This window comes from Pseudonocardia nigra (genome assembly GCF_019396355.1).
GTDB lineage: Bacteria > Actinomycetota > Actinomycetes > Mycobacteriales > Pseudonocardiaceae > Pseudonocardia > Pseudonocardia nigra.
Map to the genome: position 1 here is coordinate 70,415 of NZ_JAHKRK010000010.1, position 10,112 is coordinate 80,526.

Consider the following 10,112-nt stretch of genomic DNA (forward strand, 5'->3'; position numbering starts at 1 on the left):
TGGCCACGGGAAGTCCACCCCGCTTCCCTCAGCCGAGTTCGTGGCCCGTCGTGGCCTCGATGTGCTCGGGAACCGGGTCGTGGCGCTCGCCCACGCTCGAGGTCCCGGCCGGCTCGAACATGAGGATCGACGCGCCGCCCGGCGACGAGGGCTTGTGCTCGACCCCGCGCGGGACGACGAACACGGCGCCCCGCGGCAGCGTGACCGTGCGTTCGGCGCCGTCGCGCAGGGCGATGGTCAGCTCGCCCTCGAGTACCAGGAAGAACTCGTCGGTGTTGTCGTGGACGTGCCAGACGTGCTCGCCCGCCCATTGGCGATGCGGACGTCGTAGTCGTTCACGCGGGCGGCGATTCGCGGGCTCCACAGGGCGTCGAATCCGGCCAGGACGTGTTGCAGATCGACGGGATCGGTCATCACGTTCTGATCATCAGGCACGGCGGTCGGCGCCGGAAGTGCTAGGAATTGCGTATGTCGCGTCAATCCTCGCAGGGCTCGCACCAGGTGGCGTTGATCGTGGACGACGGCTCGAACCCGTTCGAGCTGGGCGTGGCCACCGAGCTGTTCGGGTTGCGCCGCCCGGAGCTGGGCCGCCCGTGGTACGACCTCACGCTGTGCGCTCCGGGCGGCGCCGTGCGCATGCATCGCGGCTTGTTCACGTTGTCCGATGTCGCCGACCTCGGCGCCGTCGACGACGCCGACACCGTGATCGTGCCCAACCGGCCCGACCCGGAGGTCGAACCGTCCTCCGCCGTGCTGGCCGCCGTCCGCCGCGCCGCCGGCCGGGGCGCTCGCCTGGTGAGCTTCTGCACGGGCACCTTCGTGCTCGCCGCAGCCGGGGTGCTGAACGGCAGGCGGGCCACCACGCACTGGCGGTGGACCGAGTTGTTCACCGCCAGATATCCCGACGTGCAGCTGGAACCGGACGTGCTGTTCGTCGACGACGGCGACGTCCTGTCCGCAGCGGGAGCGCAGCCGCCCTGGATCTCGGGCTGCACCTGATCCGCCGCGACCACGGCGCCGAGGTCACGCAGGCGGTGAGCAGGCGCCTGGTCTTCGCCGTGCACCGCGACGGCGGTCAGCGACAGTTCGTCGAGCGGCCGGTCCCGGCCGTCGCCGACCTGTCACTCGCCCCGGTGCTCGCGTGGGCGCAGCAGCGGCTGTCCGAGCCGCTCACCGTGGCCGACCTGGCCGCGCGGGCCGCGGTCAGCCCGGCCACTCTGCACCGCCGGTTCCACGCCGAGCTCGCCACCACCCCGCTGGCGTGGCTCACCGCGGAGCGGGTGACGCTGGCCTGCCGGCTGCTCGAACGCGGGGAGAACCGGCTCGACGTCGTCGCGCGCACCAGCGGCCTCGGCACCGCGTCCAACCTCAGAACCCGGATGCGTCGGCACGTCGGCCTCAGCCCGGCCGCGTACCGGCAGCGCTTCGCCGCGACGCCTCAGGATCCGGTGGCCGCCAGCTGACCGCAGGCCGCGGCGATCTCCTGCCCACGGGTGTCGCGGACCGTGCAGGCCACCCCCGCCGCCTGCACGCGCGCCACGAACTCGTCCTGCACAGGGCGCGGCGAGGCGTCCCACTTGCTGCCCGGCGTGGGGTTGAGCGGGATGAGGTTCACGTGCACGCGCTTCGTGCCAACCTGCTGGCGCAGCAGCTTCCCGAGCAGGTCGGCGCGCCACGGGTGGTCGTTGACGTCGCGGATCAGCGCGTACTCGATCGACACCCGGCGGCCCGTGGCCTGCGCGTAGCCGCGGGCCGCGGCGAGCACCTCGCTCACCTTCCACCGGTTGTTGACGGGCACGAGCGTGTCGCGCAGCTCGTCGTCGGGGGTGTGCAGCGACACCGCGAGGGTGACCGGCAGCCCTTCGGCGGCCAGCTTGTCGATCGCCGGGACCAGCCCCACCGTCGACACGGTGACACCGCGCGCGGAGATCCCGAGCCCGTTCGGCGCCGGTTCGGTGATCCGCCGGACGGCCGCGACCACGCGCTTGTAGTTGGCCAGCGGCTCGCCCATGCCCATGAAGACCACGTTGGAGAGGCGGGCGGGGGCACCCAGCGCACCGTCCCGCGCCGCCGCGGCGGCCTGACGGACCTGCTCGACGATCTCCGCCGTCGACAGGTTGCGCTGCAGCCCACCCTGCCCAGTGGCGCAGAACGGGCACGCCATCCCGCAGCCGGCCTGGCTGGAGATGCACACGGTGGCGCGGTCCGGGTAGCCCATCAGCACCGACTCGGCGCGCGTGCCGTCGTGGCCCTTCCACAGCGTCTTCCGAGTGGCCCCGTCGTCGCAGGCCTGCTCGAGCACTGGCGTGACGATCGGGGGGAGCAGGCCACGCAGCGTCTCGCGCGCTCCGGCCGGCAGGTCGGTCATCGCGTCGACGTCGGCGGCGAACCGGCCGAAGTAGTGCCGGGCGAGCTGGTCGGCGCGGAAGCCGGGCAGGCCGAGCTCGCCGACAGCGGCCCGGCGGTCGGCCGGGTCGAGGTCGGCGAAGTGGCGCGGCGGTGTGGCGCGCTTCGGTGCGTCGAACACCAGAGGCAGGGAAGTCATGACCCTTCGATTGTGCCAGCCGCGACGGGGGCGCCTCGCCTGCGCAGGTAGTAGGCCAGCACTGCTGCGCCGAGCGCGGGCCCCCACACGGGGAACGGGAAGGTGAACAGCGCCCAGTAGGCCCCTTGCTCGACCATCGACAGGGCGAACGGGATCGCCGCCACCGTGAACAGGGCCGCCACCAGGGTGCCGGGCACGACCGCCGCGGCGATCGGGACCGCCCGTCCGCGGACCACCGGCATCCACCGCGGCCAGACCTCGCCCCAGCGCGAGATCAACCCGATCGTGAGCACCGCGCCCGCCAGCGCGGCCATCCCGAGCAGGAACCCGTGCAGGCGCATCTCCGGGAACGCGGTGAACTCCTCGACGCTCATCCCGATCGGCCACGGCGTGAGCGAGCTTGCGAGCTCACCATTCAACACAGCAGCCCGGCGAACGCGGTCGACGAGCGTCAGCGAGGAGACTGAGTGAGCCAGGTGAAGCGGTGCAGGCCGTAGGGCAGCGCGCAGGCCGCCGCGACCAGGGTGGCGACCCGGCCCCAGCGCGCCGCCGCCTCCGGCCGCGTCCATGCCGGTGCCGGACGGTCGGCGTGCGTCCTGCGGTACACCGCCACCCCGAGCATTCCCCACAGCAGGCCCCCGACCAGGAAGAACGTGAGGATCAGCGGCGTCACCAGCTTCGGCCCCATACCGGCGATCATCGTCCCGTACTGCAGGAGGACGTCGCGGTCGGCGAGTCCCGTCACCCAGGCGAGCACCGCGATCAGCGCGATCACCCCGACCGCGAGCGGACCGCCGCGCCACCGCCAGGCCCCCGCGATCAACGTTCCGGCGAGCACGACCGGCCCGAACACGGCCATCAGGTAGCCGATCATGGTGAGCGGCGGCAGACCGGGCGCGAGCAGGCCGAACCCGACCGTGTAGGCGGCGGCCACCACGAGGACCAGGCCCGTCGCACCGCGGGACGCGGCGAGCACTGCCACCGCGGCGCCCACGGCGCCCGCAGCCATCAGGAGTGGTGGCCCCGCCGCGATCGGAACCAGGTCGAGCAGCGTGGCGGAGCCCTCGCCCCGGCGGGCGAACGGGTAGGTGCCCGGGCGCATCCACCACCATGCGGACAGCGCAGCGAGCAGTGCGGACCAGGCCACGACCGGGATCACCAGCCGGGGCGGCGCGATGTGGCGTTCCTCGATGTTCACGAGGAGAACCATCCGCTGCTCGAGCCCTCGTTCCCTCCCGTCGCGGAGGGAACCTCCTCCCCCGGCCGGGGGAGCTCGCCAGGCTACCGGCGGGCGCGTCCCCGCAGCTCGCGGAGCAGCCCGGTGCGGTGCGCGCCCACCGTCCACAGGAGCAGCCCTGCCACGAGCCCGACGACACCCTGCGGATAGAGCGCACCGGCGGAGTCGAACGCGAGCACCGCGCCCACCGCGCCGAGCACCATCAACCCGCCGCCCGCGGCGAGCACCGACCGCTCGTCCAGCACCGACGACACCGACACCAGCGCGACGCCGGTCATCACGCAGGCCAGCGGCACCGTCAGCTCGCCGAGGTCGAAGAAGCCCAGCACGGTGCCGGACACCGCCATGAGCGCCGCGGTGATGCCGAACACGAGCAGCAGCCGGGTGCGCGCGGCACGCGTGAGCGGGCCGCCCGGCCCGTGCCGGCGCAGCGCCACCACGATCGCCCCGGTGAGGCCGAGCCCGGCCGCCAGCACGACGGTGCCGAAACCACCGTCGAGCGCCGCTGCGCCGATCGTCCACCAGGCTCCGCCGACGAGGGTTTCGAGGTAGGGCACCGTGCGTTCCCGCATGCGTCCACGGTAGCGATCCGGAGCTGGACGCGACCCCACGGCCGCCCCACGGCGGTTGTGCGAGGGTCTGCGATGATCGTCACTCTTCCCACCCCTCCGAGGAGATCCCGATGTCGGAGTCCTCCCCCGCATCCGCGCCCGTCAGCCGTCGCACCGTCGTGGTCGCGGCAGGTGCCCTGGGCGCCGGCGTCGTCGTCACCGGCTGCTCCGTCGCCGAGACCGGCACGGGCGGCGGCGCTGCGGGCGCCGCCCCCGCAGGCGCCGTGCTCGGGCCCGCGTCCGAGGTCCCCGTGGGCGGCGGCCGGATCTACGACGAGCAGGGCGTGGTCGTCACCCAGCCCACGGAAGGCGAGTTCGCCGCATTCTCGACGGTGTGCCCGCACCAGGGCTGCACGGTCAACCGCGTGGCCGACGCCGCCATCGTCTGCCCGTGCCACGGCAGCACCTTCGCGCTCGACGGCGCCGTCACCCAGGGCCCCGCCACCACCGGGCTGGAGACCCGCGCCGTCACCGTGACCGACGGCCGGCTCACGCTGGCCTGAACAGCCCCTGCTTGCTCCGGACGTGCACCCGGTAGCCCACCGGCAGTGTGCCGCCCGCGGTCTCGGCGATCGCCCGGTCGGCCACCTCGGGCGAGAACTCGATGCGCAGCACCGCCTCGAGCGTCGCCCGGTCCGGGAACCGCCACACGGTCGCCACCCGGCGCAGCGCGAAGCCCGCGCGCTCGAAGAACCGCTCGACCCGCGCCGGGTCGTAGCGCTGGATGTCGGCCCGCATCCACGTGCCGTACGGCCCGACCGTGGCGTCGAGGTCGACGATCGCGATCGCCCCGCCGGGACGCAGCACGCGCTCGGCCTCGGCCAGCCCCGGCTCGCAGCCCGGGCCGAAGAAGTAGGCGGTGCGGGCGTGGACGAGGTCGACGCTCGCGTCCGGCAGCGGCAGCGCGGCCGCCCCGGCCTGCAGCACCCGCGCCGCGCCGCCGACCCGGCGGCGCGCCCGCTCGACCAGCGGGGCGTACGGTTCGACGCCGGTCACGGACGCCGCCTCGGCGGCGAACACCGGAAGGTGGAACCCGTCGCCGCAGCCCACGTCGAGCACGTCGGCGCCGGCCCACGGGACCTGCTCGCGCAGCACGCGCCAGATCGCGCCGTCGGCGTCCTGCGCCGCGTTCTCGCGCTCGTAGACCTCGGGCCAGTTCCAGATGTTCGGGCTGGGGATCGGCGGCGTCCCCGCGGCCGCCCGCCGGGACGCGCGGGTCATGCCGGGACGACGATGCTCAGCGCGAACCAGGCCACCACGGCTGTGGGGAGCAGCGAGTCGAGCCGGTCCATGAGCCCGCCGTGGCCGGGCAGCAGCGTGCCCATGTCCTTGATCCCGAGGTCGCGCTTGATCATCGACTCGACCAGGTCGCCGAGCGTGGCACTGACCACGAGCAGGGCACCGGTGAGCGCGCCCGCCCACCACGGCCCACCGAGCAGCAGCGCGACGGCCAGTGCACCGGCCGCCATCCCCGCCACCTGCGACCCGGCGAAGCCCTCCCACGACTTCTTCGGGCTGATCGTGGGGGCCATCGGATGTCGACCGGCGAGCACGCCGGCGGCATAGCCACCGACGTCCGAGGCGACCCCGCACAGCAGGAACGTGAGGACGCGCGCCAGCCCGTCCTCGGCCACCGTCAGGAGCACTGCGAACGAGCAGAACAACGGCACATACGCAGCCGTGAAGATCCCGGCCGTGACGTCGCGGACGTAGTGGGCGGCGCCGCTGCGCATCCGCCACAGCATGACCGCAACTGCGGTACCGGCGAACGAGCCCGCGATTCCCGACAACCCGAACGGCCAGGCCAGCCACACCATCGCCTGGCCGCCGGCGAGCAGCACGGGCAACGGGATCTCGATCTCCGCGCCGCGCCGCAGCGCCCCGGCCAGCTCCCAGGTGCCGACGGCCGTGGCCAGGGCGAGGACACCGACGAAGAAGTGCCGCTCGACCAGCAGCGACCCCAGGATGACGACACCGAGGCCCACGCCGACAGCGATCGCCGCGACGAGGTCGCGCCCCGCACGGGACGGCCGTCGGGTGGGCGGGATCATCGCCGCAGCGCGCTGGGAGGAGGAGGCGGTCACCGTCGGGTCAGACTTCGAGGAGCTCTGCTTCCTTGTGCTTGACGAGGTCGTCGATCTGGTGGACGTACTTGTCGGTGGTGCCCTGCAGCTCCTTCTCGGCGCGACCGACCTCGTCCTCACCCGCCTCGCCGTCGCGGACGATGCGGTGCAGCTCGTCCATCGCCTTCCGGCGGATGTTGCGGATCGTGACGCGTGCGTCCTCGCCCTTGCTGCGGGCGACCTTGACCATCTCCCGGCGGCGCTCCTCAGACAGCTGCGGGATCACCACGCGGATGATCTGGCCGTCGTTGCTCGGGTTGAGGCCGAGGTCGGAGTTGCGGATCGCCGTCTCGAGCGCCTTGAGCTGGCTGGCGTCGTAGGGCTTGATGACCGCCATCCGCGCCTCGGGGACGTTGATCGAGGCGAGCTGGTTGATCGGGGTCATCGAGCCGTAGTAGTCGACGACCACGCGGGAGAACATGTTCGGGGTGGCGCGACCCGTCCGGACGGAGGCGAGATCGTCCTTCGCGACGGCGACGGCCTTCTCCATCTTCTCCTCGGCGTCGAAGAGCGTCTCGTCGATCACGGCTGTGCCCTGCCTTCCTGCCCGGATCCGTCGTTCCAGTCGGGGGTGCTGACCAGAGTGCCGATCCTCTCACCCCGCACCGCGCGGGCGATGTTGCCCTCGACGAGCAGGTTGAACACGATGATCGGCATCCGATTGTCCATGCAGAGGCTGAAGGCGGTGGCGTCGGCCACCTTCAGGCCCTGTTCCAACACCTCGCGGTGGGTGATCTCGTCGTAGAGCTTGGCGCCGGGATCGAGCTTCGGGTCGGCGGTGAAGACGCCGTCGACGCCCTTCGCGAGCAGCAGCGCCTCGGCACCGATCTCGAGCGCCCGCTGGGCGCCCGCCGTGTCGGTGGAGAAGTAAGGCATGCCCACCCCCGCGCCGAAGATCACGACCCGGCCCTTCTCCAGGTGCCGGATCGCGCGGCGCGGGATGTAGGCCTCGGCGACCTGCCCCATCGTGATCGCCGTCTGCACGCGGGTGTCGATGTGGTGCTCGCGCTCCAGGAAGTCCTGCAGCGCGAGGCAGTTCATCACCGTGCCGAGCATGCCGATGTAGTCGGCCCTGGCGCGGTCCATCCCCCGCTGCTGCAGCTCGGAGCCGCGGAAGAAGTTGCCGCCGCCGATCACCACGGCGACCTGGGTGCCGGCGGTGACGACCTCGGCGATCTGGCGGGCGACGGTCTCGACGACCTCCGGATCGACCCCGACGGCTCCGCCGCCGAACATCTCGCCGCCGAGCTTGAGCAGCACGCGGCGGAAGCCGGGGCGGTCGCCGTCGGGGCCGGTCCGTGGGTCGGTCATCGTGTCCTCCGCCGGGCCGATCAGACCTGGCCGACCTCGAAGCGCACGAACTCCTTGACCGTGACGCCCGCGCCGTCGACCAGCGCCTTCACGGTCTTCTTGGAGTCCTGCACCGAGGGCTGCTCCAGCAGGACGACGTCCTTGTAGAAGCCGTTGATCCGGCCCTCGACGATGCGCGGCAGCACCTGCTCGGGCTTGCCCTCCTCGCGGGCGGTGGCCTCCGCGATGCGCCGCTCGTTCTCGATCACGTTGCCGGGGACCTGCTCGCGCGTGGTGTACTGCGGCCGCGCGGCGGCGACGTGCATCGCCACACCCTTGGCGGTGTCCTCGTCGTCGCCCTCGTAGGCGACCAGCGCGCCGATCGCGGGCGGGAGGTCCGACGCGCGCCGGTGCAGGTACAGCGCCACCGGGCCGTCGACGTGGATGTAGCGCTTGAGCTCGAGCTTCTCGCCGATGCGCGCGGACAGGGCCTGCACGGCCTCGTCCACGGTGCCGCCGTCGAGCGAGGCGGCCTTCAGCGCGTCGAGGTCGGCGGGACGGCTGTCCACGGCGACGCGGAGGACCTTCCCGGCGAGCGCCTGGAAGTCCTCGCTCTTGGCCACGAAGTCGGTCTCGCAGTTCAGCTCGACCATCGTGCCGCCCTCGGCGGCGACCAGGCCGTTGGCCGTCTCGCGCCCGGCGCGCTTGCCCACGTCCTTGGCGCCCTTGATGCGGAGCAGCTCGACGGCCTTGTCGAAGTCGCCCTCGGCCTCCTCGAGCGCCTTCTTGCAGTCCATCATCCCGGAACCGGTGAGGTCCCGGAGCTTCTTGACGTCAGCGGCGGTGTAGTTCGCCATGGTGGTGTCTTTTCGTCCGTTTCTCTTCGGGCGGGATGCGGGACGAGCGCCGCCGCGGGACCGCGTCGAGCGGCCCGCGGCGGCAGCGGTCAGCCCGCGGTCTGCTGCGTACCGTTGCTCGTGGTGGCCGGCGCGGGCTCGGCTGCCGGGTTCGGCGCCTCGCTCGGGCCACCGGTGGCCGTCAGGCTCGCGCCGTCCGAGCCGGCGCCACCGCTGTAGAGGTTCTGCTCCCACTCGGCCAGCGGCTCGTCGCTGCCGATGGCCTCCGGCTTGCCCTCGGCGTCGCCGCCGCGGCCGCGGGCCGAGCGGGCCATGAGGCCGTCGGCCGCGGCGCGCGCGATCACCTTGGTGAGCAGCGCGGCGGACCGGATCGCGTCGTCGTTGCCCGGGATCGGGTAGTCGACCTCGTCGGGGTCGCAGTTGGTGTCCAGGATGGAGACGACCGGGATGCCCAGCTTGCGGGCCTCGCCGACGGCGATGTGCTCCTTCTTGGTGTCGACGATCCAGACCGCGCTCGGCACCTTCGACATGTCGCGGATGCCGCCGAGGGTCTTCTCGAGCTTGTCCTTCTCACGGGTGAGCATGAGGATCTCCTTCTTGGTGCGACCCTCGAAGCCCCCCGTCTGCTCCATCGACTCCAGCTCCTTGAGGCGCTGCAGCCGCCGGTGGACGGTCTGGAAGTTCGTGAGCATGCCGCCGAGCCAGCGCTGGTTGACGTAGGGCATGTTGACCCGGCCCGCCTCGTCGGCGATGGCCTCCTGCGCCTGCTTCTTCGTGCCGACGAACATGATCGTGCCGCCGTGCGCCACGGTCTCGCGGACGAACTCGTAGGCCCGGTCGATGTACGACAGGGTTTGCTGCAGGTCGATGATGTAGATGCCGTTGCGCTCGGTGAGGATGTAGCGCTTCATCTTCGGGTTCCAGCGCCGGGTCTGGTGCCCGAAGTGCACGCCGCTGTCGAGCAGCTGCTTCATGGTGACGACGGCCATGGCCGGTGTTCACCTCTCGCGTCAGGCGCGACCGCTCGGTGGCGGCAGCGCGCGGTTTCGCGGGAACGCCGGTCGACGGCCCCGCCCTGGCGTCGCGCCGGTGTCCGGACCCGCGACGTAGTGGCGCGGGACCGCCCGTCCACCGTTCCCACCCGGGGCCGGGAACCTGCCCGGTCGAGCGGGGTACGCGAGCGCGCGAAGTCACCCCGAACTCCAGCCGGGGTGCAGGTCGAGTGTACGCCGCGGCGGGATCGGGCCTCACGGCACGTCCCCGAGTTGTCCACATCGGCGCGCCACCGTCCACAGCTCGCCGATTCGTCGCTGCACCGCCCCCGTTCCGCGCGACCCTCGCCGCATGAACCGGCAACCCACTCCACCCCGCCGCGGGCGCCACCGGCGGCCGGGCCGCGCGACGGTGGCGGGCGTCGGCGCCGTGGTGGCCGTCCTGATGGTGCTGTCG

11 protein-coding genes and 2 pseudogenes are annotated in these 10,112 nt (G+C 72.6%); 2 read left to right on the top strand and 11 right to left on the bottom strand.

Features of this window, described 5'->3' with window-relative positions:
* Window positions 1-28: 28 nt before the first annotated feature.
* Window positions 29-414, bottom strand: a pseudogene (locus KME75_RS04740) (cupin domain-containing protein).
* Window positions 415-468: 54 nt separating this feature from the next.
* Here KME75_RS04740 and KME75_RS04745 point away from each other — a divergent pair.
* Window positions 469-1,463, top strand: a pseudogene (locus KME75_RS04745) (helix-turn-helix domain-containing protein).
* Here KME75_RS04745 and rlmN read toward each other — a convergent pair.
* From rlmN to KME75_RS04765, 4 genes are all read right to left on the bottom strand, one after another.
* On the bottom strand, window positions 1,439-2,545 hold the full coding sequence (gene rlmN / locus KME75_RS04750; RefSeq protein WP_219413286.1) for a dual-specificity RNA methyltransferase RlmN: 1,107 nt from the start codon (window positions 2,543-2,545) through the stop codon (window positions 1,439-1,441). The pseudogene KME75_RS04745 and the gene rlmN overlap by 25 nt on opposite strands.
* Window positions 2,542-2,919: a hypothetical protein gene (locus KME75_RS04755; protein WP_219413287.1), complete on the bottom strand. Its 378-nt coding sequence runs from the start codon at window positions 2,917-2,919 to the stop codon at window positions 2,542-2,544. The genes rlmN and KME75_RS04755 overlap by 4 nt, the downstream gene beginning before the upstream one ends.
* A gap of 77 nt (window positions 2,920-2,996) precedes the next feature.
* Window positions 2,997-3,755 carry a hypothetical protein gene (locus KME75_RS04760; RefSeq protein ID WP_219413288.1) on the bottom strand — a complete coding sequence of 253 codons (759 nt, stop codon included), beginning with the start codon at window positions 3,753-3,755 and terminating at the stop codon, window positions 2,997-2,999.
* Between the two features lie 71 nt (window positions 3,756-3,826).
* Window positions 3,827-4,354 (bottom strand): hypothetical protein, encoded by a 528-nt coding sequence (locus tag KME75_RS04765; protein WP_219413289.1) that lies wholly within the window; start codon window positions 4,352-4,354, stop codon window positions 3,827-3,829.
* Window positions 4,355-4,464: 110 nt separating this feature from the next.
* Between KME75_RS04765 and KME75_RS04770 the strand changes: the two genes are divergently transcribed.
* A complete protein-coding gene (locus KME75_RS04770) occupies window positions 4,465-4,896 on the top strand; it encodes a QcrA and Rieske domain-containing protein (RefSeq protein ID WP_219413290.1) in 432 nt (143 codons plus the stop codon).
* Here the strand turns inward: KME75_RS04770 and KME75_RS04775 are convergent.
* The 6 genes from KME75_RS04775 to rpsB all read right to left on the bottom strand — a co-directional run bounded on the left by KME75_RS04775 (window position 4,883) and on the right by rpsB (window position 9,652).
* Entirely contained in the window at window positions 4,883-5,614 is a 732-nt protein-coding gene (locus tag KME75_RS04775; RefSeq protein WP_219413291.1) for a class I SAM-dependent methyltransferase, read from the bottom strand. The genes KME75_RS04770 and KME75_RS04775 overlap by 14 nt on opposite strands.
* Complete coding sequence (locus tag KME75_RS04780) at window positions 5,611-6,444, bottom strand: phosphatidate cytidylyltransferase (protein WP_219413292.1); 834 nt, start codon at window positions 6,442-6,444, stop codon at window positions 5,611-5,613. The genes KME75_RS04775 and KME75_RS04780 overlap by 4 nt, the downstream gene beginning before the upstream one ends.
* Window positions 6,445-6,484: 40 nt before the next feature.
* The gene (gene frr, locus KME75_RS04785; protein ID WP_219413293.1) at window positions 6,485-7,042 is read right to left on the bottom strand and encodes a ribosome recycling factor; all 558 of its coding nucleotides are present in this window, start codon (window positions 7,040-7,042) and stop codon (window positions 6,485-6,487) included.
* Window positions 7,039-7,827, bottom strand: a complete 789-nt coding sequence (gene pyrH, locus KME75_RS04790; RefSeq protein ID WP_219413294.1) for a UMP kinase — start codon at window positions 7,825-7,827, stop codon at window positions 7,039-7,041. The genes frr and pyrH overlap by 4 nt, the downstream gene beginning before the upstream one ends.
* A gap of 20 nt (window positions 7,828-7,847) precedes the next feature.
* Window positions 7,848-8,663, bottom strand: a complete 816-nt coding sequence (tsf, locus tag KME75_RS04795; RefSeq protein WP_219413295.1) for a translation elongation factor Ts — start codon at window positions 8,661-8,663, stop codon at window positions 7,848-7,850.
* Window positions 8,664-8,752: 89 nt separating this feature from the next.
* Window positions 8,753-9,652, bottom strand: a complete 900-nt coding sequence (gene rpsB / locus KME75_RS04800) for a 30S ribosomal protein S2 (RefSeq protein ID WP_219413296.1) — start codon at window positions 9,650-9,652, stop codon at window positions 8,753-8,755.
* Between the last annotated feature and the right edge of the window lie 460 nt (window positions 9,653-10,112).

Excerpts from the sequence above, each read along its gene's own strand:
- rlmN (WP_219413286.1), bottom strand. The coding sequence starts at position 2,545 with ATGACTTCCCTGCCTCTGGTGTTCGACGCACCGAAGCGCGCCACACCG.
- KME75_RS04755 (WP_219413287.1), bottom strand. The coding sequence starts at position 2,919 with ATGAGCGTCGAGGAGTTCACCGCGTTCCCGGAGATGCGCCTGCACGGG.
- KME75_RS04760 (WP_219413288.1), bottom strand. The coding sequence starts at position 3,755 with ATGGTTCTCCTCGTGAACATCGAGGAACGCCACATCGCGCCGCCCCGG.
- KME75_RS04765 (WP_219413289.1), bottom strand. The coding sequence starts at position 4,354 with ATGCGGGAACGCACGGTGCCCTACCTCGAAACCCTCGTCGGCGGAGCC.
- KME75_RS04770 (WP_219413290.1), top strand. The coding sequence starts at position 4,465 with ATGTCGGAGTCCTCCCCCGCATCCGCGCCCGTCAGCCGTCGCACCGTC.
- KME75_RS04775 (WP_219413291.1), bottom strand. The coding sequence starts at position 5,614 with ATGACCCGCGCGTCCCGGCGGGCGGCCGCGGGGACGCCGCCGATCCCC.
- KME75_RS04780 (WP_219413292.1), bottom strand. The coding sequence starts at position 6,444 with ATGATCCCGCCCACCCGACGGCCGTCCCGTGCGGGGCGCGACCTCGTC.
- pyrH (WP_219413294.1), bottom strand. The coding sequence starts at position 7,827 with ATGACCGACCCACGGACCGGCCCCGACGGCGACCGCCCCGGCTTCCGC.
- tsf (WP_219413295.1), bottom strand. The coding sequence starts at position 8,663 with ATGGCGAACTACACCGCCGCTGACGTCAAGAAGCTCCGGGACCTCACC.
- rpsB (WP_219413296.1), bottom strand. The coding sequence starts at position 9,652 with ATGGCCGTCGTCACCATGAAGCAGCTGCTCGACAGCGGCGTGCACTTC.